Annotated in this window: 26 protein-coding genes and 1 pseudogene; 17 read left to right on the forward strand and 10 right to left on the reverse strand. The window is 67.6% G+C overall.

Features of this window, described 5'->3' with window-relative positions; genetic code table 11:
• Positions 1-128: 128 nt before the first annotated feature.
• From RU01_RS20995 to RU01_RS21010, 4 genes are read left to right on the forward strand one after another with little or no spacing between them, the layout of a single operon-like run.
• Positions 129-521: a TOBE domain-containing protein gene (locus RU01_RS20995; protein ID WP_042576656.1), complete on the forward strand. Its 393-nt coding sequence runs from the start codon at positions 129-131 to the stop codon at positions 519-521.
• Positions 522-1,316: an ABC transporter permease gene (locus RU01_RS21000; protein WP_042576548.1), complete on the forward strand. Its 795-nt coding sequence runs from the start codon at positions 522-524 to the stop codon at positions 1,314-1,316.
• Positions 1,313-2,422, forward strand: a complete 1,110-nt coding sequence (locus RU01_RS21005) for a sulfate/molybdate ABC transporter ATP-binding protein (RefSeq protein ID WP_231568799.1) — start codon at positions 1,313-1,315, stop codon at positions 2,420-2,422. The genes RU01_RS21000 and RU01_RS21005 overlap by 4 nt, the downstream gene beginning before the upstream one ends.
• A complete protein-coding gene (locus RU01_RS21010) occupies positions 2,419-3,540 on the forward strand; it encodes a TetR/AcrR family transcriptional regulator (RefSeq protein ID WP_042576549.1) in 1,122 nt (373 codons plus the stop codon). Before RU01_RS21005 ends, RU01_RS21010 begins: the two co-directional genes overlap by 4 nt.
• A 40-nt stretch (positions 3,541-3,580) precedes the next feature.
• On the opposite strand, the gene glgX is transcribed toward RU01_RS21010, so the two are convergent.
• Positions 3,581-5,626: a glycogen debranching protein GlgX gene (gene glgX, locus RU01_RS21015; protein ID WP_042576550.1), complete on the reverse strand. Its 2,046-nt coding sequence runs from the start codon at positions 5,624-5,626 to the stop codon at positions 3,581-3,583.
• 104 nt (positions 5,627-5,730) lie between these two features.
• Between glgX and RU01_RS21020 the strand changes: the two genes are divergently transcribed.
• Positions 5,731-6,570 (forward strand): YhjD/YihY/BrkB family envelope integrity protein, encoded by an 840-nt coding sequence (locus RU01_RS21020; RefSeq protein WP_052493396.1) that lies wholly within the window; start codon positions 5,731-5,733, stop codon positions 6,568-6,570.
• On the opposite strand, the gene RU01_RS21025 is transcribed toward RU01_RS21020, so the two are convergent.
• Both RU01_RS21025 and RU01_RS21030 read right to left on the reverse strand, forming a co-directional pair.
• A complete protein-coding gene (locus RU01_RS21025; RefSeq protein WP_197074847.1) occupies positions 6,527-7,279 on the reverse strand; it encodes a CDP-alcohol phosphatidyltransferase family protein in 753 nt (250 codons plus the stop codon). The two genes, RU01_RS21020 and RU01_RS21025, sit on opposite strands and share 44 nt — an antisense overlap.
• A gap of 46 nt (positions 7,280-7,325) precedes the next feature.
• Complete coding sequence (locus RU01_RS21030; protein WP_042576551.1) at positions 7,326-7,622, reverse strand: hypothetical protein; 297 nt, start codon at positions 7,620-7,622, stop codon at positions 7,326-7,328.
• Between the two features lie 236 nt (positions 7,623-7,858).
• Here RU01_RS21030 and RU01_RS21035 point away from each other — a divergent pair, with 236 nt between their 5' ends.
• Genes RU01_RS21035 through RU01_RS21045 form a run of 3 tightly spaced genes read left to right on the forward strand, consistent with a single transcriptional unit; the run spans position 7,859 to position 11,705 of the window.
• On the forward strand, positions 7,859-8,224 hold the full coding sequence (locus RU01_RS21035; protein ID WP_042576552.1) for a PLD nuclease N-terminal domain-containing protein: 366 nt from the start codon (positions 7,859-7,861) through the stop codon (positions 8,222-8,224).
• Positions 8,225-8,262: 38 nt separating this feature from the next.
• Positions 8,263-9,966, forward strand: a complete 1,704-nt coding sequence (locus RU01_RS21040; RefSeq protein WP_197074848.1) for an ABC transporter transmembrane domain-containing protein — start codon at positions 8,263-8,265, stop codon at positions 9,964-9,966.
• Positions 9,963-11,705 carry an ABC transporter ATP-binding protein gene (locus tag RU01_RS21045; protein ID WP_042576553.1) on the forward strand — a complete coding sequence of 581 codons (1,743 nt, stop codon included), beginning with the start codon at positions 9,963-9,965 and terminating at the stop codon, positions 11,703-11,705. The genes RU01_RS21040 and RU01_RS21045 overlap by 4 nt, the downstream gene beginning before the upstream one ends.
• Positions 11,706-11,715: 10 nt before the next feature.
• On the opposite strand, the gene RU01_RS22645 is transcribed toward RU01_RS21045, so the two are convergent.
• On the reverse strand, positions 11,716-12,630 hold the full coding sequence (locus RU01_RS22645; RefSeq protein WP_042576661.1) for an MSMEG_6728 family protein: 915 nt from the start codon (positions 12,628-12,630) through the stop codon (positions 11,716-11,718).
• Between the two features lie 160 nt (positions 12,631-12,790).
• Between RU01_RS22645 and RU01_RS21055 the strand changes: the two genes are divergently transcribed.
• The gene (locus RU01_RS21055; protein ID WP_042576554.1) at positions 12,791-13,063 is read left to right on the forward strand and encodes a WhiB family transcriptional regulator; all 273 of its coding nucleotides are present in this window, start codon (positions 12,791-12,793) and stop codon (positions 13,061-13,063) included.
• On the opposite strand, the gene RU01_RS21060 is transcribed toward RU01_RS21055, so the two are convergent.
• The gene (locus RU01_RS21060) at positions 13,060-14,040 is read right to left on the reverse strand and encodes a LacI family DNA-binding transcriptional regulator (protein ID WP_082043325.1); all 981 of its coding nucleotides are present in this window, start codon (positions 14,038-14,040) and stop codon (positions 13,060-13,062) included. The genes RU01_RS21055 and RU01_RS21060 overlap by 4 nt on opposite strands.
• Positions 14,041-14,201: 161 nt before the next feature.
• Here RU01_RS21060 and RU01_RS21065 point away from each other — a divergent pair, with 161 nt between their 5' ends.
• The 3 genes from RU01_RS21065 to RU01_RS21075 are packed head-to-tail and all read left to right on the forward strand — an operon-like array spanning position 14,202 to position 17,068.
• Entirely contained in the window at positions 14,202-15,125 is a 924-nt protein-coding gene (locus RU01_RS21065; RefSeq protein WP_042576556.1) for a sugar phosphate isomerase/epimerase family protein, read from the forward strand.
• Between the two features lie 31 nt (positions 15,126-15,156).
• Positions 15,157-16,191 carry a Gfo/Idh/MocA family protein gene (locus RU01_RS21070; protein ID WP_042576557.1) on the forward strand — a complete coding sequence of 345 codons (1,035 nt, stop codon included), beginning with the start codon at positions 15,157-15,159 and terminating at the stop codon, positions 16,189-16,191.
• Between the two features lies 1 nt (position 16,192).
• The gene (locus RU01_RS21075) at positions 16,193-17,068 is read left to right on the forward strand and encodes a sugar phosphate isomerase/epimerase family protein (protein WP_042576558.1); all 876 of its coding nucleotides are present in this window, start codon (positions 16,193-16,195) and stop codon (positions 17,066-17,068) included.
• A gap of 4 nt (positions 17,069-17,072) precedes the next feature.
• On the opposite strand, the gene RU01_RS21080 is transcribed toward RU01_RS21075, so the two are convergent.
• Positions 17,073-17,735: a GNAT family N-acetyltransferase gene (locus tag RU01_RS21080; RefSeq protein WP_042576662.1), complete on the reverse strand. Its 663-nt coding sequence runs from the start codon at positions 17,733-17,735 to the stop codon at positions 17,073-17,075.
• A 45-nt stretch (positions 17,736-17,780) separates the two neighbouring features.
• Here RU01_RS21080 and RU01_RS21085 point away from each other — a divergent pair, with 45 nt between their 5' ends.
• Positions 17,781-18,794, forward strand: coding sequence for an LLM class flavin-dependent oxidoreductase (locus RU01_RS21085; protein WP_042576559.1), 1,014 nt, complete (start codon positions 17,781-17,783; stop codon positions 18,792-18,794).
• A gap of 9 nt (positions 18,795-18,803) precedes the next feature.
• Here RU01_RS21085 and RU01_RS21090 read toward each other — a convergent pair whose 3' ends face one another.
• On the reverse strand, positions 18,804-19,376 hold the full coding sequence (locus RU01_RS21090; protein WP_042576560.1) for a TetR/AcrR family transcriptional regulator: 573 nt from the start codon (positions 19,374-19,376) through the stop codon (positions 18,804-18,806).
• A gap of 35 nt (positions 19,377-19,411) precedes the next feature.
• Here RU01_RS21090 and RU01_RS21095 point away from each other — a divergent pair.
• The 4 genes and pseudogenes from RU01_RS21095 to RU01_RS21100 all read left to right on the forward strand — a co-directional run.
• Positions 19,412-20,227, forward strand: a pseudogene (locus tag RU01_RS21095) (DMT family transporter); the annotation flags it as partial.
• An 87-nt stretch (positions 20,228-20,314) separates the two neighbouring features.
• Positions 20,315-20,620 carry a hypothetical protein gene (locus tag RU01_RS23255; RefSeq protein ID WP_197074863.1) on the forward strand — a complete coding sequence of 102 codons (306 nt, stop codon included), beginning with the start codon at positions 20,315-20,317 and terminating at the stop codon, positions 20,618-20,620.
• 42 nt (positions 20,621-20,662) lie between these two features.
• Entirely contained in the window at positions 20,663-20,836 is a 174-nt protein-coding gene (locus tag RU01_RS23260) for a hypothetical protein (RefSeq protein ID WP_197074849.1), read from the forward strand.
• 172 nt (positions 20,837-21,008) lie between these two features.
• Positions 21,009-21,497 (forward strand): hypothetical protein, encoded by a 489-nt coding sequence (locus tag RU01_RS21100; protein ID WP_042576561.1) that lies wholly within the window; start codon positions 21,009-21,011, stop codon positions 21,495-21,497.
• Between the two features lie 3 nt (positions 21,498-21,500).
• Here RU01_RS21100 and RU01_RS21105 read toward each other — a convergent pair whose 3' ends face one another.
• From RU01_RS21105 to RU01_RS21115, 3 genes are all read right to left on the reverse strand, one after another.
• Positions 21,501-22,358, reverse strand: a complete 858-nt coding sequence (locus RU01_RS21105; RefSeq protein ID WP_042576664.1) for a cyclopropane mycolic acid synthase family methyltransferase — start codon at positions 22,356-22,358, stop codon at positions 21,501-21,503.
• 187 nt (positions 22,359-22,545) lie between these two features.
• On the reverse strand, positions 22,546-23,457 hold the full coding sequence (locus RU01_RS21110) for a manganese catalase family protein (RefSeq protein WP_042576562.1): 912 nt from the start codon (positions 23,455-23,457) through the stop codon (positions 22,546-22,548).
• A 140-nt stretch (positions 23,458-23,597) separates the two neighbouring features.
• Positions 23,598-24,278, reverse strand: coding sequence for a GNAT family N-acetyltransferase (locus tag RU01_RS21115; protein WP_042576563.1), 681 nt, complete (start codon positions 24,276-24,278; stop codon positions 23,598-23,600).
• Positions 24,279-24,302: the final 24 nt, after the last annotated feature.

The raw sequence follows: 24,302 nt of genomic DNA on the forward strand, positions 1-24,302 counted from the left end.
ATCCGATCACCGTCGTACTGCACAACGCAGGCACGCCGCAGTCTGTTCCCGCCGACTACCATCACGTGGATGCGGATACAGGGACCGTCGGGCGCCGCATCTGCGTCCGAGCCTCACGGTGGGGCACGGTGAGCGGCCTCCGCGTGCGCGACGCCGCCGCCCTGGTCGGCGTCAGTGACGACACGGTCCGACGATGGGTCGACAGCGGCGTCGTCGTGTCCTCCAAGGATTCGTCCGGACGGACCGTCGTGGACGGCGCCTCTCTCGCCGCGCACTCGCGGGCACGCGCCGCCGCGCCGCCCGATCCCAGCGGCACCGTCAGCTCCGCGCGCAACAGGTTGGCCGGGTTGGTCGTCTCCGTCGTCGTCGACACCGTCATGGCCGAGGTGCAGATGCAATGCGGACCGTTCACGGTCACGTCCCTCATGAGCGCAGAGTCGGTGCGAACCTTGGGCCTCGAACCGGGCAGCGTCGCCGTGGCAGTCGTCAAGGCCACGACCGTCATCGTCGAGACACCCTGAATGTCGGATACATCGTCCGTGCGACTGCCGGTGTGGATCCTCGCGCCGGCCGCCGTGGGCACGGTGCTCATCGCGGCTCCCCTGGTGGCGATGCTGCTGTCCGTCGACGCGCATCGCTTCCTTGCTCTCGTCACCTCCGCATCGTCAGTCGCCGCACTGCGGCTGAGCCTCGAGACCGCGTCGGCGAGCACCGTCCTGTGCGTCGTTCTCGGGGTGCCCATGGCCGTCGTCCTCGCCCGGTCGTCGGGTCGCGTCATGACCGTGATCCGCGCGCTGGTGCTCCTACCGCTGGTACTCCCCCCGGTGGTCGGCGGAATCGCCCTGCTCTACACATTCGGCCGACGGGGACTGCTGGGTAGCCACCTGTCCGCCTGGGGCATCGACATTGCGTTCACGACGACGGCAGTAGTACTCGCCCAGACCTTCGTCGCACTCCCCTTCCTGGTGATCAGCCTCGAGGGTGCGTTGCGCACGGCAGGAACGAGGTACGACGTCATCGCCGCCACCCTGGGCGCCTCACCGACGACGGTTCTACGCCGGGTCACGCTCCCCCTCGTCCTGCCGGCTCTGGTCTCGGGCGCGGTCCTGTCCTTCGCTCGGGCGCTGGGCGAGTTCGGGGCGACCCTCACGTTCGCCGGGTCGCTCGAAGGTGTGACACGCACCTTGCCGCTGGAGATCTACCTCCAACGTGAGACCGACCCCGATGCCGCCGTGGCCCTGTCGTTGGTTCTCATCGTCATCGCCGCGGTGGTCGTGATCGTCACCCGCAGCCGACGTCCGGTGGGCGTGCTGTGACGGAGGACCTCTCGTTGCACGTCGACGCCCGGTCCAGCGCCCGCGGCGTCGACCTCACGGTGACCGTGCCGTCCGGTGCTGTGACTGCCCTGCTCGGACCGAACGGCGCGGGCAAGTCGACGCTGCTGGCGTTCGCCGCGGGACTCGTCCGTCCGGACGAGGGGACGGTGCGGATCGGCGCCCGCATGCTGACCGATACCGGTAGTGGACATCATGTTCCGCCGCACCGTCGCCGTGTCGCTCTCCTCGCGCAGGATCCGCTCCTGTTCCCGCACCTCGACGTTCTGCAGAACGTCGCGTTCGCACCCCGCTCACGCGGCGACGGTCGTGCACGCAGCATCCGCATCGCCCGGGACCGACTCGACACCGTCGGTGCTCTCGACCTCGCCGATCGACGGCCTCGGGAACTGTCGGGCGGTCAGGCCCAACGTGTCGCCCTCGCACGCGCGCTCGCGGCGGATCCGGACGTGCTGTTGCTCGACGAGCCTTTCGCAGCACTCGACGCGGACTCCGCCCCGATGATGCGCCGCGTGCTGCGCGAGGTTCTGCAGGAGACCTCGCGAACGACCGTATTGGTGACGCACGACCAGGTGGACGCCCTCACCCTCGCCCATCGTGTCGCGGTCGTCGAGAACGGTCGCATGGTCGAGACAGGAACGGTGCACGACGTGTTGCGGGCTCCGCGCAGTACCTTCGCGGCGACGATCGCCGGGGTCAACTCGATCGAGGGGCGCTTCACCGCTCCCGATGTCCTGACCACCGCGTCGGGCACGGATATCCGGGGACATACCGACGAGCCCGTCGTGACCGGGTCGGCGGGTGTCGCGCTCCTGCACCCGACGGCGGTGGCAGTCTTCGTCGACGCGCCCGTCGGTAGTCCGCGCAACGTCCTCCCGGTGGAGATCGACCACGTGGAATCGACGGGTGCGTCCGTCCGGATCACCTCCGTGTCGACGGGCGGTCTTCGTCCACTGCACGCGGACGTGACCGTCGCGGCTGCGACGGAACTCGACCTCGTTCCCGGACGCAGGGTGTTCTTCGTCGTGAAAGCCGGCGAGGTAGCCCTGCACCGGGCGCGGGATCCGCACGCTCGCATCGACCCGTGACAGGGCCGCTCTCCCCGCGAGGGCGCGCACTGGCCCGTGCCGCGGCAGACCTGTTCGGTGAACGTGGTTACGGCGCAGTCGGAATGGACGACATCGCGGCAGCCGTCGGCACGACCGGACCGTCGGTGTACCGACACTTCGACACGAAGTACGACGTGTTGCGGACGGTGCACCTCGACGCCGCGCGCAGGCTCACCCGGTCGGTGCAGGTGGACACACCGGCGACACTCGACACCGTCGCGGCCGGTGCCGTCGCGGTCCGCCGATCTCTGGGCACGCTCAGACGGGATCGACGAAATCTGAACGAACACGATCGGGCTGCCGTCGACGCGGCACTCGGATCGGTGAGACGGGCAGTCGAGCGTCGAGTCGCCTCGGCACGTCCAGACGTCGAGACCTCGGCGCTGCAGGACGTCACGACGTCTCTGCTGTCGATGATGTCCAGCATCGGCACCCATCGCACGAGCCTCGCGGCCGGCACCACCGTTCACCTGCTCGACGACGCCGCCTCCCGGATACTGGCGACGCCACTCCCCCGACGCCCCGGCGACGTCACCCCGACGGCGCGAGGAATCGGCGCCGTGGGCAAGCGCGAGGCACTGGTGCGCTCGGCCACGCACCTGTTCGCCACTCAGGATGCGTCCGACGTGACCATGGCCGACATCGCATCGTCCGTCGACCTGGCACCGTCGAGCGTGTACCGGTATTTCGGGAGCAAAGCGGCTGTGCTGGCGGAAGCGTGTCTCGGAGCAGCGCAGCGGAATGCGGAGACGACAGCGCACGTCCTGTCCAACACGGACGACCCGGTACAGGCGGTGCGGACACTGGTGGCGCTGCGCACCCTCGACGCCTCGCGGTCCCCAGGACTCCGCGTCATGAGAAGCCATGTGCACCAGCACGATCCCGAGATACGTCGCCGACTCGCGCACATGATCCGACAGGACCACGCCGAGTGGGTCCATCTCGTCCGACTCGTCGACCCACGCCCGCGCCGAGCCGAGGCCTCGTTCCTGGTGGAAGCGGCGTTCACCGTCATCGACGACCTGTCCGGCACCACCGACGCGGCGACCGTGTCGACGATTGTCGACGCACTGCTCGACGTGGGATCACAGCAGTGAGCCCCGGCCGTCGACGACGACCGGGGCTCACCGCAGTCGGTTACGCCTGCAGAAGAGTGAAGGAGCGGTCCCGCACCAGGATCGACGTCGGCGCATCCGCCACCTTCTGATCCGGATCACTCGACAGCGCCAACGCCCACGTCTCGTCCGGCAGTGTGAATTCCACCGGTGTGTCGGCCGCATTCATCAACCACAGGAACACGGCGTCCTCGGCCGTCGACTTGTAGAGGACCGCGATGGACTTGTTCGACCCGTTGGCCCAGTCGCCCTCTTCCATGGCTACGCCGTCGGCACGCTGGAAGTCGACGGTGTCACCCGAGCCGCCTTCCTCGCCGTGGCGGAACCACACCGGCCGCAAGGACGGATGCTCGCGGCGCAGCCCGATCAGGGCGGTGGTGAACTCGACCAGCTGGTCGTCGGCGGCGGCCCAGTCGTACCAGGAGATCTCGTTGTCCTGGCAGTAGGCGTTGTTGTTGCCGCCCTGGGACCGAGCGAGTTCGTCGCCGCCCAGGATCATCGGCACACCGGCGGACAGGAGCAGAGTCGCGAGGAAGTTGCGACGCTGACGGTCGCGGAGCGCATTGACGTCGGCGTCGTCCGTCGGACCTTCCGCACCGCATCCCCACGATCGGTTGTCGGACTCGCCGTCCTGGCTGTCCTCACCGTTCTCCTCGTTGTGCTTCTCGTCGTACATCGTCAGGTCCGCCAGCGTGAAGCCGTCGTGGGCGGTGACGAAGTTGACGCTCGCCAACGTCGGGCGACGGTCGTTCTCGTACACGTCGGGGCTACCCGACACGCGCTGAGCCAGTGCGGGCAGGCTCCCTTCCTCGCCGCGCCAGAAGTCCCGCACGTCGTCCCGGAACTTGCCGTTCCATTCGGACCAGCGCGCCGGGAAGCCGCCCACCTGGTAACCGGCGGTGTCCCACGGCTCCGCGATGAGCTTGACGGGAGCCAACACAGGATCCTGATGCACCATGTCGAGAAAGGCACTGTGACGATCGAGGTCTTCGTCCTGACGTGTCAGTGTGCTGGCCAGGTCGAATCGGAAGCCGTCGACGTGCATCTCGGTGACCCAGTAGCGCAACGAGTCCATGATGAGACCCAGTGCCGCCGGGTGGCCGACATTGAGGCTGTTGCCGGTGCCCGTCGTGTCGTAGTACGAGCTCCGGTCGTCCGGGACCAGGCGGTAGTGCGACCCGTTGTCGATCCCCTTCAGGGACAGCGTCGGACCGAGGTGGTTGCCCTCGGCGGTGTGGTTGTAGACCACGTCGAGGATCACTTCCAGGCCGGCTGCGTGGAGCGCCTTGACCATGGACTTGAACTCGGTGACCTGACCGCCCGTGTCGCCGGCGCTGCTGTACTCGTTGTGCGGAGCGAGGAACCCGATGGAGTTGTACCCCCAGTAGTTCCGTCGCCCCTCCTCGAGGAGATGCGAATCCTGCACGAACTGATGAGTCGGCAGCAGTTCGACGGCAGTGATGCCCAGTCTGGTCAGATGCTCGATGGCGGACGGGTGCGCCAGACCCGCGTAGGTGCCGCGGATGTCGGCGTCGACGGCCTCGTCGAGCTGGGTGAAGCCCTTGACGTGGACTTCGTAGATCACGGACTCGGACAACGGGATTCGAGGTGCAGAATCGTCGCCCCAGTCGAAATCGTCGTCCACCACGACGGACCTCGGCATGAACGGCGCCGAATCGGCGTCGTTGCGCTTCTCGGGCTCGTCGTGGTGATGGGAGAAGACGGCCTCGTCCCACTCCACCGATCCGGCAACAGCTCTCGCGTACGGGTCGAGAAGCAACTTGGCCGCGTTGTGGCGCAGACCCTCGGCCGGGTTCCACTCGCCGTCCACCCGGAAGCCGTACTTCGTTCCCACCGGCATGTTCTCGACGATCCCGTGGAACACGTGGCCGGTGTACTCGGGCAGAGGGGTCGATGCGCGCTCGGAGCCGTCGTCGTCGAACGTGACCACGGTCACCGATTCGGCTGTCTCGGAATAGAGTGCGACATTCGCACGTCCGTCGGATCGCCGACTGACACCCAGGGGGTAGGGGGTGGAGGTCGACGAGGTCGATGTCTTCGAGGTCACGTGTGGCACCAGTTCTGTTGGAGGGACTGGATGCCACTTACCCCGCCCGGGCAGCCACGAAACGGCGCAGGTTGAGCATGTGACGCATCGGGTAAAGACGCAGGATGGCCGGAACCCGTACCGCAGTCCGGATAGTGCAGGGGCGGTCGGAGATCGCGGCCGGCATGAAGCGCCGCCTCGCGGCACGCGACACCGCACTGGTCGCGGCGGGCATCACGTTCTACGGCGGCATCGCGCTGGTTCCGATGCTGCTACTGGGGCTCCGATCGACCGCCTTGCTGCTCGGTGACACCACCGTCGTCCGCTACGGCGAGGACATCGCCGGGCTGCTCCCCGGGGCGGCCGGAGCGCCGGACGCGGTCAGGACGCTGTTCGATGCGGGCGTGCACATCGGGTGGATCGGCATCCTGGTCGCCATTCTTCCCGCGACGTTCTATGGCGAGGGAATGCGTCGGGCTCTCCTGGTGTACGAGCCGAAGAAAGAGAACTTCATCGGATGGCGCGGACGAGCATCGTCTCTTCCCGTCCTCGTCGTGACCCCGTTGTTGACCATTCCCGTGTTGGCAGTCGGCTCAGCTCTGTCGTCGATGACCGGGGGTGTCGGCGCGGGAACATTTCGGGTGTGGCTGGGATTCGTCACGATTTGGCTCGTTCTGTCCGTCCCGATCGGATGGACCTTCCGCGTCGTGGCGCCGACGTCGCTGTCGTGGGGCGCCGTCGTGATCGGCGCCCTGACCACGGCATCGTTCGTATCGGGCTTCCTGCAGGGTTACGTTCTGTTCCTGGCGATACCCATCGACTGGTCCGGGCCGTTCGGAGGGCTCGAACCTGTCGGAGCAGCGGTGGCCACCGTGCTGTGGCTGTTCCTGCTGCACATCATCGTCATCGTCGGATGGGTGTTCACCCTCGAATGCGACCGGGTCGAGGCGCAGGAAGCGCACTGAGCGTGTGATGGATCGTCACGACGAGTTGGCTGAAACCGATGACGGCCAGCAACACGGCGACCCCGACGCCGATGGTCGCGAACACCGTGGTGTCGTCGACCATCGCACTGCCCAGCAGGGTGACCACCACGGCGATGACGCGCGACGGGCGCTCCCAGACGGTGACGACGCCGATACTCGTCATGCCCGCCGAGACCGCGCGGGCTCTCGCCGTCTCGTGCAGCAGGGTGAGGACGGCGACGGCCACCACGAGCGGAACCGGCGCTCCCAGAGCAGCCAGGATGGCGAAGGCCAGCATGTCCGACAGGCGGTCCGCGACGGAGTCCGCGACGTACCCGAACGCCGAGGAACGGCCTCGTAGCAGGGCGACCGCACCGTCCAGGCTGTCCACGAGAGCCGACGCGATCAGGAGAAGGGCCGCGCTGCCGGCACCCCAGGGCCCGGCGCCGGCGGTCGACAACGCGATGACGGCGAAGACGACACCGACCGCGGTGACCGCGTTCGGGGCCACACCGGCGCGGGCCAGTGGGCGCGCCAGGACGTAACTCAGGGTCAACCATCCGCGGACCATGCGTGACGACGACGCGTCGTAGCCGCCGTGCAGGTCGGACCACAGACTCAGGTACTCGGATCGCGTCGACGGTGTGTCCACGCCGACGGATACCCCGGATCTCGGCGCGACCGGCCGGCGCCGAGCGTCTGCGGGCACGACGACATCGGGTCCCGCGGTCGCGGGACCCGAGAAGGACTCGTGGTCAGTGACCACCGGGATCGAGGAGGGACTTGCCCTCAGCAGCTTTGACACGCTTGCGTTCGAGCAGTACCAGCGCGAGTCCGGCGAGCAGCAGAACAGGGCACGCGATACCGGCGATCAGCACCCACCCCTCGAAGCCGCCACCGGCAGCAGTCAGCGTCAGACCCAAGGACATCAGGCCGAGTGCGATGAGGATGTACCCGGGCCATGCCCGACTGTCCGTGATGGCCTCGCCCGCGTGCGCCCTGGTGGTGCGGGCGAAGTCCTGGGGTTGTTCGTTCTCGTTCTGATGAACCATGACGGTGTCCCTTCGTTCATCTTCAGGTGCATGATTGCCCGGACGTCGCGTTCGGGAAACCCGGATGCCGTGCATCCACAGGGAAGATTCGGAACTGTCGGACCGTGCGACGGGGCGTTACGGGGTGACGCGAGCAACGGTGCACGCTATGGTGTCCGCGACAACAGACTGCGCGGTCTCCGCCCGAGGTGCGAACTACGGGAGGTGCGGACCGCACCTAGCGTGAGGACCTGCGCGTGCCCTATCTCGGCTTGCTCATCGCAGTGCTGTGGATCTTCTGCCTGATCGACGTGATCACCGCGGACGAGGGCGGGATACGCCACCTACCCAAGACTGTCTGGCTCCTCCTGGTCGTCTTTCTCCCCCTCGCCGGATCCATCGCGTGGCTCGCCGCGGGACGACCCGTGGGTGGCGGCATCTGGGGTGGACCCGACGCCGGCAGGAAGCGACCGGCCGGCGCCTATCCCGAGTACGACGTCCGCCCGGGCCGCGCCGTCGCGCAGACTCCGGAGTCCGACGAGGAGTTCCTGCGGCGATGCCGCGAACGCGCGCAGCAGCAACGGGACGCCGCTCGCCGTCAGCGGGGCACGTCCGACTCCTGACGTCGCCACCGGCGCCGACGTCGGGTTAGGGTCGGCTAATGCATTCCGCCCCACCGTCCACCGGCGGCGCCATTCTTCGCAGGACTGCACGACGTCAGCGCGCCCGACTGATCGGGTCCTCCGCACTGTTCTGCGTCCACCAGTTCTGCGAGACCATGGTTCCCGTCGCGATCGGCCTGATCATCGGGCGCGCCGTCGCTACAGGCGACGTCACTGCGATGCTCCTGTCGCTGCTGGGGCTCGCAGCACTGTTCGTCGTCCTCTCCTACGCGTACCGCATCGGCGCTCGCATCATCGTGGTGGCCATCGAACGCGAGGCGCACCTGCTCCGCGTCGAGGTCGCCGGACGGGTTCTCGATCCGCGAGGGGTACACGTCGACCTCGGACCCGGCGAACTGCTGACCGTCAGCACCTCGGACGCGGAGAAGACCTCCTGGGTTCTCGACGCCGTCGCCCGCTTCGCCGCGGCGGCGACAGCCCTTCTCGTCACCGCGGTGGCGCTGCTGCTGATCGACCTGCCGCTCGGGCTCGCCGTCGTCGTCGGAACACCGCTGCTGTTGCTGCTGCTCCAGCTCAGCGCGCCGCTTCTCACCCGTGCGGCGACGGACCAGCAGGCGGAGGTCGCCCGCGTCTCGGGCCTGGCCACGGACCTGATCGGCGGCGTACGGCCGTTGCGCGGACTGGGCGCCGAGGACGCCGCGTCGCGCCGCTTCGTCGATTCCAGCCGCCGAGCGCTCGCGGCGACGATGCGTCTGGCGCGAGGGAACAGTGTGTATCTCGGGGTGTCCGCAACCGTCAGCGCACTGCTGTCGGTGGCCGTCGCCGGCACCGCGGGATTCCTGGCGCTCGAGGGCCGCATCTCGGTCGCCGAACTCATCACGGTGGTCGGGCTGGCGCAGTTCCTCATCGAACCGCTCGGCTCCCTGTCGCGGCTGCCGGGGCTGCTGGCCGTCATCCGCGGTTCGGCGGATCGCCTCGCCCTCGTGCTCGGCGCCGACCCCGTCGTGACATCGTCCGGAACCGGCACCGCGGATCCCGCGTCGATCAGTCTGTCCGACATACGGTTCGGACCGCTCGACGGGCTCGATCTGCATCTCGATCGCGGAGAGATGGTCGGCGTCGTCCCCTACGATCCCGCGGACGGTGACGCGCTGGCCGCAGTGCTGTCCGGCCAGGTGTCCGCGCGCGGCGTCGCCGGACGCATCGCGATCGGCGGCGTCGACGTCTCCGACCTCGCGCTGCACGACGTGCGGCGCACGGTGCTCGTCGAACCGCACGGGTCGGATCTGTTCGCGGGCACCGTCCGCAGCAACATCGCTCTCCGCGGCACGGTCGACACGGGACCCGCCGTCCGGGCGTCGTCGGTCACCGACATCGTCGACATGCACGACGGCGGACTCGATCATCCCGTCACCGATCGAGGCGCCAGCCTGTCCGGCGGACAGCGCCAACGTGTCGCGCTGGCCCGCGCACTCGCCGCCGAGCCACCCGTCCTCGTACTGCACGATCCGACCACCGCCGTCGACGCCGTCACCGAACATGCCATCGCTCGGGGAATCGCGGAGCTGCGTCATGGCGGTGACGCCCGTACGCAGACGACAATCGTGATCACCACCAGTCCCGCGCTTCTGGCAGTCACCGACCGCGTCGTCACTCTCGACTCGGGTCGGGTCGCCGCGACCGGAACGCACCTGTCCCTCGCCGAGTCCGACCCGCGCTACCGTCGGGCGGTTCTGCGATGACCGAGATGTTGCCGGTTGCCGGCCGTCGTCGGTCGGGCGCCTTCATCCTCGACGAACTGCGGCAACGACCGGCCCTCACCCTGGTCACGGTCGTCGTCGGCGCCGTGGCGGCGGCCATGGCCCTCGTTCCGGTCTACGTGTTCGGTGTCCTGGTGGACCGCGTCCGTGGGGGCGCGCCCACGTCGACCATCGTCGGCGTGGTCGCCGTCATCACCGTCGCCGCGGTGGCCGGCGGTGTCTTCACCGGATTCGGGTCCTACGCCGTCTCGGTACTCGGCGAGAAGATCCTGGCGTCCTTGCGCGAACGGGTTCTGGCCAGGGCCCTGCACCTTCCGGTGAGCACATTGGAACGAGTCGGCAAAGGAGATCTGCTCTCTCGCGTCGGCGACGACGTCGCGGTGATGGCCAAGTCGCTGGGCGAGGTGATTCCGAACATCCTCGCCGCGGTGCTGCTGGTACTGCTCAGCGTCGTCACGATGCTGGGCCTCGACTGGCGTCTGGGACTCGCGGGCATGGTGGCGATCCCGCTGTACGTCTTGGCGTTGCACTGGTATCTGCCCAGATCCGCTCCCCTGTACGCGCTCGAACGTGTCGCGATGGGTGACCGTGCGCAGTCGCTCGTCAGCAGCATGCAGGGTGCACGCACCGTTCGGGCCTACGGAGTAGAGAGCGAACACCTGGCACGTATCGACGCGTCGTCGGGCCGCGCACGCGACATCGCGGTCACCGTCTTCCGGCTGTTCACGCGGTTCGGCTCGCGCAGCAACAGAGCGGAATGTGTGGGCCTGTCGGTGATCCTCACCGTCGGATTCCTGCTGGTGCGCGAGGACGCGGTGACGGTGGGGCAGACCACGGCGGCGGCGCTGCTCTTCCACCGACTGTTCAATCCGATCGGCATGCTGATGTATTCGTTCGACGACATCCAGTCCGCAGGCGCGTCACTCGCACGACTCGTCGGTGTCATCGACATCCCGGACGACCGTTCGCCCGGCACCGGCGCCGTCCCCGTGGACAGCACGGTGGTGGTGACGGGACTGACCCATTCCTACGACGGAGTGAACGACGTCCTGCACGACATCGAGTTCCGCGTCGAGGCGACGACGACGGTGGCGCTCGTCGGGTCGACCGGCGCGGGCAAGTCGACCATCGCCGCGCTGGTGGCCGGATCGATGAGGCCCGGTTCCGGTTCCGTCCGCATCGGCGGGGTCGACCTCGCCGATATCGGCGCCGACCGGCTACGACGGCACGTCGCCATCGTCAGCCAGGAGGTGCACGTGTTCTCCGGCCGGCTGATCGACGACCTGCTCCTGGCCCGGCCCGATGCCGATCGCACCGCTGTCCGGGACGCCCTGCGCGTCGTGGGTGCGGACGCGTGGGTGTCGGCTCTCGACGACGGCCTCGACACCGTCGTCGGCGAGGGTGGCCGCGAGCTCACTCCCTCTCGCGCTCAACAACTCGCCCTGGCCCGGCTGGTGCTCGCCGATCCTGCGGTGGCCGTGCTCGACGAGGCCACGGCCGAGGCGGGAAGCGCCGGAGCCCGCGACCTCGAGGACGCCGCTCACGCCGCGACGAGCGGCCGCACGACGATCGTCGTCGCGCACCGGCTGACGCAGGCGGCACGCGCGGACCGCGTGATCGTCCTCGAGCACGGGCGGATCGTCGAGGAAGGAACACCCGACGACCTGATCGCTGCCGACGGCAGATATGCCGAGCTGTGGTCGGCCTGGAGCGCCCGCTGACACACCCCGCTCACACCCGCAGCAGAGGAACGTCGGCGAGTTCCGGCGGTACCGGCGCGCCCGAGGTCACCACCAGTCCGTAGCTGCCGGGATCCGGAACCGACTGCCCTCGCCGGAACACGCGGATGCGCGCAGGATCGAGCCCCTCGAGTCGCATCGCCTCCGAGTCCGCGTCGGTGGGCACCCGCGCGATCGAGGCGGACACCGTCCCGCCCGGGTCCGACGCCGGCTCCGGGAGCACGTCGTCGTCGGCGAGGGCGGGCACGTCTCGAAGCACCGCCGTCCGCACCGGGTGGACCAGCGACGCAGCGAGAGTCATGCGCGCGGGATCGGCCGTGTCCACAGTCGCGGACTCGCCGCGGTTCACCGCGCGTAGTGCAGACCATTCCTCGCTCCCTACATCGAACAGCTCTGCGGGAGAACCCATGTCGATCATCACGGACACCACGGCGGACGGAGAACCGGAGCACGGCGGCAGTGGCCAGGTCGGGAAGATCGAGCCCGGCCACACGTATCCGGTCTCGCCGGCCCAGTCTGCGGGATATGCCTGCGGCGCTTTGGCCGCCAGTGCCCGGCGGTGGCTGGCGTGGACGGCGTCGTCACCGCACCACGGAGGCAGCCGACCGTCGTCGCGTAACGCGTCGAAGGTGGACGCCACGCCGGCGCTGTAGTCGAGCAAGCGGGGTTCCAGGGCGTCGGCATGCCCACGGGCCGTCCACTCGCGGCAGGTTGCCACGCCGTAGGACACCAGGGCGGGCGTGAAGCCGCGCCACATGACGACAGCGGGATGGTTCTTCCACCCGTAGGACGGCCAGACCAGAGCGCGGAGGATCTGGAACGTCTCCACACGCTGCTTCCCCAGTCGCTTGTCGTCCAGCGCACGGGCGCTGCGCGCGAAACCCGGTTCGGGCAGGAACGTCTGCACGTCGTTCGCCTTCCACTCGGTCGTCGGCGGCGTTCGCCGGTCGAGAAGGGATGTCCGGCACGGGCGGTGCCGAAACGGCGTCGACCGCGAGCAGCGGACGTTCGATTCTCGTCGATCGGAACCCTGTGACGACGACGCGACGTGCGACACCATCGACGACATGACCACATCGATCGACTCGGAACAGTGGCGGCTGGCTGCGGTCTGCAGGGGTGATCGCAGCGACCTGTTCTTCTCCCCCGCAGGCGAGGGTCGGCGAGCGGCACGCCGGCGCGAGGAGATCGCGAAGACACTCTGCGCGCAGTGCCCGGTGCTGGACAGGTGCCGCGACGTCGCGCTCGCCACCCACGAGCCCTACGGAGTGTGGGGCGGCCTGTCCGCTCGGGAGCGTCAGGAGCAGCGCCGCATCGACGCGGAAGCGCGCCGGGCCTAGCGCCTCGCCGCGACGGGTCCTGTACTCCCCCTCACGACCAGCTGCGGTTCCACCACCAGTTCGGTCGGCACCGCGTCGTCGTTCTCGAGACGCCTGATCGCGAACCGGACGGCGTTGGCGGCCAACCCTTCCGCGTCCTGCCGGACGGTCGTGAGGTCGATGCGGGACAGGTGCGCCATCTCGCTGTCGTCGTATCCGACGATCGAGACATCGTCCGGCACGGTGATGCCCGCACGATGGAACGCATCCATCAGACCCACCGCACACAGATCGTTGCCGGCGACGACCGCGGTGGGCACGCGCTGCTCGGCGACCATGCGCGTGCCGGCGGCGCTGCCCGCCTCCTCGGTGTGCGCGCCCGGCCACACCACGGCCGGGAGAACGCGCTCCTCCATCGCCGCGCGGAACGCCGCCCGGCGCTCGGTCGCGCCGGAATCGGTCCCACCGTCGACGTGGTGGATATCGACGTGCCCGAGTCCGACGAGGTGCTCGACCGCCTGACGCACTCCATGGTCGTCGGCGCTGCGCACGACGTCGAAGTCGGTGGCGGGCAGTGCACGTCCGATCATGACCACCACGGCTCGCTCCTCGAGATGTGCGACGTACTCGGGTGAGGACGACGGACCGAGCAGGATCACACCTTCGCAGCGGTGGCTCAGCAGTGCCTCGATCGCCTTCGCCTCGTCCCGTCCGGGCGCGCTCGCCGACAGCAGCACCTCGTACCCGGCGGCCTCGGCCACGGGATAGATGTGGGTCACCAGATCGGCCTGGAACGGCTGCCGCACGTCGATGACCACACCCAACGTTCTGCTCCGCCCGCGGGCGAGGAGCCGAGCGGCATTGTCGGGTCGATAGTCGAGCTCGCGCGCAGCGGCGAGTACGCGCTCGCGGGTGTCGTCACTCGCTCCGGGTTTACCGCTGAGAACGAACGACACCAGGGTCCGGGACACTCCCGCCAGAGCGGCGACGTCACTCATCGTCGTCTTGCGGGTGCGGGGCGGCGTGGACACCGGCACTCCTCTCGGATGGGGCTTGACACGGAAGCGTGATCCACCTCATAGTAGCTTAAGCGCGTTACTTAAGCGCGTTAGTGCCACAGCACGAGCGCTGAACATTCTTCGAGAGGAACCCCCGAGACATGAGCACGATTCGCGTCGGATCCGCCCCGGACTCCTGGGGAGTCTGGTTCCCGGACGACCCGCAGCAGACGCCCTACACCCGCTTCCTCGACGAGGTGTCGGCGTCGGGCTACGAGTGGATCGAGCTGGGCCCCTACGGCTACCTGCCCACCGATCCGCAGAAGCTGCTCTCGGAGTTGGAGTCTCGCAATCTGAAGCTGTCGGCCGGCACGGTCTTCGAGCATCTGCATCAGGACGATGCGTGGGACGCGGTGTGGACTCAGATCGAGGACGTCGCCAAACTCACCGCGGCCGCCGGCGGCAAGCACGTCGTCGTCATCCCCGAGATGTGGCGCGACCCGTCCACCGGCGCAGTGCTCGAGGACCGGAATCTCACGGCGGACCAGTGGCGCAAGAAGACCGAGGGCATGAACGAGCTCGGCAAGCGCATGTTCGAGCAGTACGGCGTCAAGGCGCAGTACCACCCCCATGCCGACAGCCACGTCGACACCGAGGAGAACGTGTACCGCTTCCTCGACGGCACCTCCAGCGAGTTCGTGAACCTGTGCCTCGACACCGGTCACATCAGCTACTGCGGTGGCGACAACATCGCGATCATCGAGCGGGCACCCGAGCGCATCGGCTACCTCCACCTCAAGCAGGTGAACGAAGAGGTGCGCGCCAAGGTCGCCGCGGAGGATCTCCCGTTCGGCGAGGCCGTGAAGCTCGGCGCCATGACCGAACCGCCGCTCGGTATCCCGGACATGCCGCCGCTTCTCGCGACCATCGAGCGACTCGCCGACGCCGGCGCGCTCACCGCCGACATCTTCGCAATCGTCGAGCAGGACATGTACCCGTGCGCCGTCGACGCGCCGTTGCCGATCGCGCAGCGCACCCGCAAGTACCTCGGTACCTGCGGCGTCCCCTCCGTCACCTTCTCCTGACACCTCCTCTCCGGAACGGATCTCCCTCACCATGACCACCGAACTTCGCATCGCAGTACTCGGCGTCGGCATGATGGGCGCCGACCACGTCGCCCGCATCACCTCGAAGATCACCGGCGCCCGCGTCGCCGTCGTCAACGACTACGTCAGCGAGAAGGCGCACGAACTTGCCGCGACCATTCCCGAATGCCGCGTCGTCGAGGATCCGCTCGACGCGATCGCCGACCCCGAGGTGGACGCCGTCGTCCTGGCCACCCCCGGTCCGACCCACGAGAAGCAGCTTCTCGCATGTCTCGAGCACGGCAAGCCCGTCATGTGCGAGAAGCCGCTGACCACCGACGTCGCCACGTCCCTGGCAGTCGTCGAAGCCGAAGCGGCACTGGGCAAGAAGCTCATCCAGGTCGGCTTCATGCGCCGCTTCGACACGGAGTACGCACAGCTCAAGACGCTCATCGATTCCGGTGATCTGGGCCGTCCGCTGGTGGTGCACTGCGCACACCGCAACCCCGCCGTGCCGCCGCACTTCGACAGCGCCATGATCGTGCGGGATTCCCTCGTGCACGAGGTGGACGTCACGCGCTTCCTCCTCGACGAGGAGATCACCTCGGTGCAGATCATCAGCCCGTCGGCCAATCCCTCTGCGCCGCAGGGACTACGGGATCCGCAGATCGCCATCTTCACCACCGAGTCGGGCCGCCACGTCGACGCCGAGGTGTTCGTCACCACCGGCATCGCGTACGAGGTCCGCACCGAGGTCGTCGCAGAGCACGGCAGCGCGATGATCGGTCTCGACGTGGGCCTGGTCCGCAAGTCGGCTCCCGGAACCTGGGGCGGCACCATCACTCCCGGCTTCGTGCAGCGCTTCGGTCAGGCGTACGACACCGAGATCCAGCGGTGGGTGAACGCAGTCAAGGCGGGCGCCGAGACGGGCAACTACGTCGACGGACCCGGTGCATGGGACGGTTACGCGGCCGCCGCCGTGTGCGAGGCCGGCGTGAAGTCCCTCGAGTCCGGTGCTCCCGTAGCTGTCGAGATGGTGCAGCGCTCGTCCATCGTCGGTGCCTGAGATGAAGATCGCGCTCGATCCCACCCCGTTCCATCATTCGCATTCACTGCTCGAGCTGCCCGCGGTCGTCGCCGACCTCGGCTACGAATGGCTGCAGCTGACCCCGCACGTGGACATGATCCCGTTCTTCAACCATCCCAAGGCCGACGACGGGTTGGTCGCGAAGTTCCGCAAGGCATGCTCGGACGCCGGCGTCGGCATTGCCTCGGTGCTGCCGGTGCTGCGCTGGTCCGGTCCCGACGAGGACGCCCGCGAGGCGGCCGTGCGGTACTGGAAACGCGCCATCCAGATCACCGTCGACCTCGGCGTGTCGACGTTGAACACCGAGTTCTCCGGTCGGCCGGAGAAGCCGGAGGAATCCGAGCGGGCGTTCTACCGGTCGATGGAGGAACTGGTCCCCATCATCGAACGCGAAGGACTCGACGTCCTCATCGATCCGCACCCGGACGACTTCGTCGAGGACGGGCTCGCCGCGATCCGCACCATCCGCGGAATCAACTCCCCGAACATCGGGATGGTGATCGTGGCGTGCCACCAGTTCCACATGGGTGGCAACCTCCCGGAGATCATGGCCACCGCCGGGGACATGATCCGCCTCGTCCACGTCGCGGACACGATGGACCATCACCGCTCGCACGGCTTGCGGTACATCACCAACCCACCCGGCAACGCGGTGCGGGTGCACCAGCACCTCGAGATCGGCGACGGAGACGTCGACTGGGACCAGTTCTTCGGCGGCCTCGGCGAACTCGGGTTCTACGACAAGGACACCGTCATGGTCTCGAGCGTCTTCGCCGAGAACGAGAACGCCCACGACGTCTCCCGACGCCAACTCGACACCATGAACAAGTACGTCGAGAAGTTCAGCACCCCCTAGACAATCAGGACGGCTGCGCCCCGGGGGTCCGGACGATCATCGGAACCCCGGGGAACACCGCCGCCATCTCCGACCGCGACTTCCGCAGAGCAGCGGTGCCGTAGCCCTTCTGGCGATGGCCCGGGTGGATCCATACGCGCAGATCGATCTCGCCGTCGACGAGCTCGCCGAAGACGAAGCCCACCTTCTCCGATTCCTCCCGGGCGACGAACCACGCCGCCTGCTCGGAGTCGAGTCGGTCGCGCGCCGACGCCAGCTCGGAGTCCAGATCGCCTGCAGCGCCTCCTGATCCGTCACCGGCCGAGCCCACGTCGGCGAGCCGGGCTGCGAACAGGTCGCGGTCGTCGTCGGAGAAGGCGACGAGGACTAGGGACTCCCCCGCACTGGCGGGTCGATCGGCCAGCGTGAAGTTCAGGCGGCTGTCGAGGTCCTCGAGCTCGGCGGCGTTGCTCCGGCGAGCGTCCTTGGTGAGGCTCGAGAACGACATTCCCATCACGGCCTCACCCCCGAGGCGCGAGGTGCCGAGTAGCGCCGCGATGGCGTTGACCGCCTCGGGACGACTGTCGGCCTCGACGATGACGTCGAGCACCTCGTGACGTCGTTCGAAGGCCGCCAGAAGGGCGGACGTGATCTCTCGGCGAGCAGCAACAAGGTCGTGGTCGGTCATCGCGTGATCATAGGTCTTCGCGCACGCACGGGGGATCATGGACTCATGCAACCGAGACAGCTGCGCAGGATGGGTTTCCTCACGATCGGTCTCTTCGACGGGGACAACCCCGCCGCGGGGCACGAATCGACATTGCAGATCATCGAACTCGGTGAGCGCCTGGGCTTCGACAGCGCCTGGCTACGACACCGCCATCTGCAGTACGGCATCTCTTCACCGACGGCGGTGCTGGCCGCGGCGTCGCAACGGACGTCACGGATCGAGTTCGGTACCGCCGTCACCCCGCTGGGATGGGAGAACCCGATCCGACTGGCGGAGGACCTCGCGACCGTCGACGTGCTGTCCGGCGGGCGACTCAACCCGGGTATCAGTGTCGGCCCGCCGATGAACTACGACCGACTGCGCGACGCGGTCTATCCGGACACGGCCGACACTGAGGACTTCACCTTTCGACGGGTCGAACGGCTGCTGGCGGCGGTGCGTGGCGACGCCGTGACCGAGTTCGAGGGAACCGAAGGGTTCGAAGCGTTCTCCTCACGCGTGCAACCACATTCGCCCGGTCTGGCGGCACGCATGTGGTACGGCGGTGCCAGCCTGTCGTCCGCCGACCGGGCAGGCGACCTCGGCATGAACTTCCTCACCAGCAGCGTGGTCAAGGCCGAGGAATCCGACCGGTTCGACGATATCCAGACCTCCCACATCCGCCGGTTCCGCGCACGACACCCCCTGGGCGACCGTGCTCGCGTGTCCCAGGGTCTGGTCGTCGTCCCGACCGACTCGGCGACACCTCACCAGCGCGACAAGTACCACGCCTACGCCGAGTCGCGGATGGCCCGCACGAACGCTCCGGTGGGGCCCGCCCGTCTGCTCTTCGCCCCGGACCTCGTGGGGCCGTCCGACGAACTGGTCGAACGATTGCACGAGCTGGCCGCCTTCCGGGAGATCGACGAGGTGGCCTTCGCCCTACCCTTCAGTTTCGACCACGAGGACTACGTCCAGATGCTCACCGACATGGCGACGACGCTGGGTCCTGCGCTGGGGTGGTCGCCGGCGTCGTGACATCGGGAGTCACTGCGCGCCGACCCAGTGTCGTATCGCTGCCTTGGCGTCCGCGAACGGATGGTCGACGAATCCCATTCCGGCGGCGACCAAGGCGCCCTCGTGAAGAAGCATGATCACGTCGACGAGCCTGTCGGTGTCCGGTCGTCCCGTGTCTGCGACGATGCCGCGGAACAGGTCCGCCATCCACGCCTTCTGACCCACGATGACGGGGAACGCCGGGTGCGCGGGGTCACTGATCTCCGCGTGTGCGTTGATCATGCTGCACCCCTTGCCACTTCGCGCCGCCGTCCAGTCGGCCGACGCGTCGAGGACCGTATCGAGTCGCTCGACGACGCCGCTACCGCCGCGCTCGAGTCGTTCACCGAGGAAGTCCCTCCACTGCCGGTCACGCTCACGGAGGTATTCCACGACCAGCCGTTCCTTGGACTCGAAGCGGTCGTACAGCGTCTTCTTCGTGACACCGGCATGGGCGGCGATGACGTCGACACCCACCGCATGTATCCCGTGGGCATAGAACAGCTCGTCGGCGGCGGCGAGCACCGCCCGAGCTTTCGGTGTCCACGTCACGTCCGTATCCATGTTTAGGACTATACCGATCTGTATATTCACCGTCTATGACTACACAGATCGGTATACCCACGCGGAACGGACGGGCATGGTCCATCGTCCTGGGCGTGTCGTTCGTCCTCTGCTGGTCCTCCGGCTTCATCGGCGCCAAGGTGGCCGGCGACGAGGCTCCGACGACGACCATCCTCATGTGGAGGTTCCTTCCCCTCGCGATCGTCCTGGCACCCGCCCTCGGAATCCGCCGCGGTCGAGCCGACCGGAATCCACCGCGCCAGATCCTCGTCGGTGCGCTGTCCCAGTCGGGATATCTGCTGACTGTCTACTGGGCCATCGACCTGGGAGTGTCCACCGGCACTACGGCACTCGTGGACGGTGTGCAACCACTGGTCGCCGCGGCGCTGGCCGGACCACTCCTCGGAGCGGCGGCGACCGGCCGACAGTGGATCGGTTTGATCGTCGGAGCGGGAGGTGTCCTGCTGGCCACCGCTGCCGACGCGACGGCGACGGCGTCGACACCGTGGTGGGCGTACTCGGTTCCTCTGGTGGGGATGCTCTGCCTGGTGGCAGCGACGTTCGTGGACAGACGAGGTGATTCGACGACACCGATGCGCGCGCTCGCCATCCACTGCGCCACGTCGGCGACCATCTTCACCGGTCTCGCCGTGGCGACCGGCACCGCTGTCCCTCCGTCTACGACCAGGTTCTGGCTCGCCGTGGCAGCCACCGTCGTCTTCGCGACCTTCGGCGGATACGGCCTGTACTGGCACCTGTTGGATCGCATCGGCGTCACCCGCGTCAACACGTTGTTGTTCCTCGTTCCGCCGGTCACGGCAGTGTGGGGAGCCACGGTGTTCGACGAGCCGTTCACCGCCATGACGGCAGGCGGACTGGGGCTCACCCTGATCGCGACATGGATCGTCACCGGAGACCACAGGCCTACCATCGGAATCATGAGTGGAGCCGAGAAGGACAGCGGCGAGCGGGAATACACCGACGACGGTCATTACATCGTCATCAAGGGCAGACGGTGGCGTGCCACGGACCCGGACATCCCCGACGAGCGGAACGCCGAACTACGGTCGATCCTGATGGCCTGGCGGCGCGACGTCCGCGCGACCGGCGGCGCGGACAGCTCCCGAGCCGGGGTACAGGCAGCGAAAGTGGCTCTGGGAGAACGCGGGGACCCGTGGTGGGAACAGTCCCTCGACGAGCGCAGGGCCCGGTGGGAGGCGGACGTTCCTCGACCCGGCGACTGATTCGTGGCGTTTACGATTCAGCCTGCCGGGAACGCTGACGGTATGACCGAACCCGGCAACATCGACCATGACCAGCCGACGCTCGACGACGTGATCACTCCGACCGAGACCGCCCGACCCGATCACCGCGAGCACGCCAAGGAACCCCAGCCGATCGACGACCAGGATCTGCAGGAGCGCACGCAGCACGAGCGCGAAGAGACCTCGTCCCAGTAGGTCGCAGGGGGGTGTGAACACCCCTCGCGTAAGGCGCACACCCACTACCGCAGGTTGTAGAGGGTGTGCGCTTCGTGCGCCCGGTGTGTGCACCCTTTCCCGCACGGCGCAACGCGGTGTGACACCCGTGACACGGCACATCCGCAACGCCCGCTGACACCGAACACCGAAGGTGACGCACATACCCCGCGCCAGTGATGCGCTCGATCTGGCCGACCACGACCCGTCGTGGCTGGTGTGGATGGTCGGGCTCGACGACGCGATGGTGGTGCGTTCGGCGCCCACGTTCGATGCCGTCATCGACGCCGCACGGGCGTACAGCGCGGCATGGAACGCGCGAGTCGTCATCGTCGAGGATCCCGCGGGTAACCCTGTGGCGGAAGAACTGTGGGTTCCGTTGCTCCGCACCGACGACCCACTCCCCTATCTGTACACGGTGGAATGCCGCTCACCGTCCGTGGCCGGACGGGAGTGCGTGTCGACGTTGTGGACCACCACCGATCTGGAATCCGCTATCCGCCACCGAGCACTCCTGCCACAGCACCTGCGCGTGCGGACGTTGATCGTCAGCAATTCCCCGGACGGCCGATCGCCGCGGTCGAACCGTCGACTCGGACGCGGCGATGCGCCGACCCGCGAACGCTCGGCGGCCGGATGCTGATCCCTACTTGACCATCGTGAACTGTCGGACGTCGATCAATCTGCGGTGGAACAGGTCCGCACAGCCGGGCAGATACCGCATGTAGGTGTCGTACATCTTCTGGCCGGCGATGGCCACCGCGTCGTCACGTCGCTCCTCGAGAGCAGCCGTCCACATGTCCAATGTCCGCGCGTAGTGCGGCTGCAGCGACTGGACGTGCGTGACGGAGAATCCGGCCTTCTCACCATGGTCGACGACGGCCTGCGGGGTCGGCAGTTCTCCGCCCGGGAAGATCTCCTCCACGATGAAGTCGGCGAAGTCCATGTCCGCGCGCGTCACTCGCGACTCCTGCCGGAACATGTCACGACCGAGCTGACAGATGGTGTGCAGCATCATCCGTCCGTCGGCGGGAAGGATGTCGTACGCCTTGGCGAAGAAATCGTCGTACCGCGGCGACGTGAAGTGTTCGAATGCCCCGATGCTGACGATGCGATCCACCGGTTCGTCGAATTCTTCCCAACCCTGCAGCCGCACCTCGACGGTGCGCTGGGTGTCGAGTCCACCGAGCATCGCCGACACGTGCTCGTACTGGTTCCGGCTGAGAGTCAGGCCGACGACGTCGACGTCGTACTTCTCCACGGCCCTGCGAAGAGTGCCGCCCCATCCGCATCCGACGTCCAGCAGTCGCATACCCGGGGACAGATCGCACTTCGAGAGCGACAGATCGATCTTCGCCAGCTGCGCTTCCTCGAGCGTCATGTCCTCGCGCTCGAAGTACGCGCAACTGTAGGTCTGCGTCGGATCGAGGAAGAGACGGAAGAACTCGTCCGACAGGTCGTAATGCGCTTGGACGTCGTCGAAAAAGGGTTCGAGTGTTGACACGAGGGTTCCTCCACAGGTCACCGGACAGCCGACGCGCAGCCGGCCGGAGTGCCGGATGCGTCCGCGGTGTTCCCGACTGGTCGTCGACAAAACCACCTGCGGAGGATGTTTACGCGGGGCTCGACAGACGGCACGACGGGTCCCGGCACCACTCCGGTGCCGGAACCCGTCGCTCGAGTGTCGTCCGTCAGCCCGCGTTGGGGTCCAGCGTTTCCTTGATCTTGCCCATCACGCCCTTCTCCGTGCCGAGCGCTGAGTTGGACGGTTCGCCCAGCCCGCCGTCGTAGGTGGCGTAGAGCTTGGGATCCGGCGGCGGTCCGCTCTGCTTGTTTCCCAGAGCCTGCGGATCCGCGAGGAACCGATTCTCGTGCCGGCCGTCCGGCGCGGTGCCGTGTGCCCACCGACCCTTGTCGGACTCGGTCCCGTCGGACAGATGCCAGAGCGTGCTCGCGTGCTCCTCGTACTCCTCGTCGAACAGGTCGTTCGGTGCCACGACGCCCTCCACTCCGTCCGCTTGCAGTTCCTCGATCGCCGCGAGCCACATGTTCTGGTGGTACGTGTCGCGGGCCAGGTTGAACTTGAGCATTGCCTTGACGCCGGGGTCGTCGGTCATGTGCCACAGGCGCGCTGTCTGAACTCTGCCCTGGGCCTCGGCAGCGACGTTCGCGCGGAAGTCGGCCAGCAGGTTTCCGCTGGCGACGATGAACCGGCCGTTCCACGGGACACCGTTACTGTCGGCGAGCGTCGGTCCGCCGCCCGACACGATTGCCTGCTGCGGGTCCATGCCCCCCAGAATTGCCGCGACCACCGGATCAGCTGCCGCGTTCTTCGTCGACTCGGTAGCCGGCGCACCCTCGAGAAGACGCGCGACCATGGTCGCGAGCATCTCGACGTGACCGATCTCCTCCGTGGCGACATCCATGATGAGGTCCTTGTACTTGCCCTTCATGCGGCAATTCCAGCCCTGGAACAAGTACTGCATCGTGACCGTCATCTCGCCGTACGCGCCGCCGATCAATTCCTGCAGTTTGCGGGCGTAGACGGGGTCCGGCTTCTCCGGCTTGACGTCGAATTGAAGATGGTCGGTATGACGAAACATGAGCGCTCCCAACGATGCTGACGTGCGTACTCGGTCCCGGTCCGACTACCCGAGGCAATCGCACGCAAACGAAACCGACTCATCACTCTGTGATGCATAGTTGCGGCGTCGGCGGGTACCGCGTTGTGTTGGACGTCGGCTCAGGGCGTACGGAATCCGCGGAACGTCACGTGTCGGCGAGTCCGATATCCGAGGCGTTCGTACACACCGATGGCCCGATGATTCGACTCCGCCACGTGCAGGAACGGCTTGTCTCCCCGCTCGGTGATGCGCAGGCCGAGTGCAGTCACCAGATGCGCCGCATACCCGCGTCCACGCATCTCGGGAAGCGTGCAGACCGCACTGATCTCCGTCCACCCCGGCGGACTCAGTCGCTCACCGGCCATCGCCACCAGGTTGTCGTCGACGACCACGCCCACGTACGTCCCCATCTCGATGGTCCGCCGACCGAAAGGTCCCGGCCCCGTCCGTTCGGTCAGGTCGAGCATGGCGGGTACGTCCGCGGACGTCAGCTGCACGACGTCCGGTCCGTCCGCTGCCGGGCTCGCGTAGCCGACGCCGTCGTGAATCATCTGTCGGCCCGGCAACGTGAACACCGGCTCCCACCCCGCCGGCGGTTCCAGCGGTGAGCTGAACATGTCGGCGAACCCGCCCGGACCCAGCACCTCGGCAAGGTCCGACCACGGGGCGCCGTCGTCGAGCGCACAGAATGTCGCGACACCGGGTGCATACGTCGCCGCGCCACCGACACGTCGACCGAGGTGCGCATGGCGACCGCGCAACGAACTACCCACCGGATCGTCGAGCGCAGCATCGGTCATAGGTGGATTATGGGCCACCGGACA

Origin of the sequence: Rhodococcus sp. MEB064, from assembly GCF_000834565.1 — a bacterium.
Classification (GTDB): Bacteria; Actinomycetota; Actinomycetes; order Mycobacteriales; family Mycobacteriaceae; genus Rhodococcoides.

What these genes read in the sequence shown, in the direction of transcription:
- RU01_RS21000 (WP_042576548.1), top strand. Translation starts at nt 522, where the DNA reads ATGTCGGATACATCGTCCGTGCGACTGCCGGTGTGGATCCTCGCGCCG.
- RU01_RS21020 (WP_052493396.1), top strand. Translation starts at nt 5,731, where the DNA reads ATGGCCGGAACCCGTACCGCAGTCCGGATAGTGCAGGGGCGGTCGGAG.
- RU01_RS21030 (WP_042576551.1), bottom strand. Translation starts at nt 7,622, where the DNA reads ATGGTTCATCAGAACGAGAACGAACAACCCCAGGACTTCGCCCGCACC.
- RU01_RS21040 (WP_197074848.1), top strand. Translation starts at nt 8,263, where the DNA reads ATGCATTCCGCCCCACCGTCCACCGGCGGCGCCATTCTTCGCAGGACT.
- RU01_RS21045 (WP_042576553.1), top strand. Translation starts at nt 9,963, where the DNA reads ATGACCGAGATGTTGCCGGTTGCCGGCCGTCGTCGGTCGGGCGCCTTC.
- RU01_RS21055 (WP_042576554.1), top strand. Translation starts at nt 12,791, where the DNA reads ATGACCACATCGATCGACTCGGAACAGTGGCGGCTGGCTGCGGTCTGC.
- RU01_RS21060 (WP_082043325.1), bottom strand. Translation starts at nt 14,040, where the DNA reads ATGAGTGACGTCGCCGCTCTGGCGGGAGTGTCCCGGACCCTGGTGTCG.
- RU01_RS21065 (WP_042576556.1), top strand. Translation starts at nt 14,202, where the DNA reads ATGAGCACGATTCGCGTCGGATCCGCCCCGGACTCCTGGGGAGTCTGG.
- RU01_RS21070 (WP_042576557.1), top strand. Translation starts at nt 15,157, where the DNA reads ATGACCACCGAACTTCGCATCGCAGTACTCGGCGTCGGCATGATGGGC.
- RU01_RS21075 (WP_042576558.1), top strand. Translation starts at nt 16,193, where the DNA reads ATGAAGATCGCGCTCGATCCCACCCCGTTCCATCATTCGCATTCACTG.
- RU01_RS21080 (WP_042576662.1), bottom strand. Translation starts at nt 17,735, where the DNA reads ATGACCGACCACGACCTTGTTGCTGCTCGCCGAGAGATCACGTCCGCC.
- RU01_RS21085 (WP_042576559.1), top strand. Translation starts at nt 17,781, where the DNA reads ATGCAACCGAGACAGCTGCGCAGGATGGGTTTCCTCACGATCGGTCTC.
- RU01_RS21090 (WP_042576560.1), bottom strand. Translation starts at nt 19,376, where the DNA reads ATGGATACGGACGTGACGTGGACACCGAAAGCTCGGGCGGTGCTCGCC.
- RU01_RS23255 (WP_197074863.1), top strand. Translation starts at nt 20,315, where the DNA reads ATGAGTGGAGCCGAGAAGGACAGCGGCGAGCGGGAATACACCGACGAC.
- RU01_RS23260 (WP_197074849.1), top strand. Translation starts at nt 20,663, where the DNA reads ATGACCGAACCCGGCAACATCGACCATGACCAGCCGACGCTCGACGAC.
- RU01_RS21110 (WP_042576562.1), bottom strand. Translation starts at nt 23,457, where the DNA reads ATGTTTCGTCATACCGACCATCTTCAATTCGACGTCAAGCCGGAGAAG.
- RU01_RS21115 (WP_042576563.1), bottom strand. Translation starts at nt 24,278, where the DNA reads ATGACCGATGCTGCGCTCGACGATCCGGTGGGTAGTTCGTTGCGCGGT.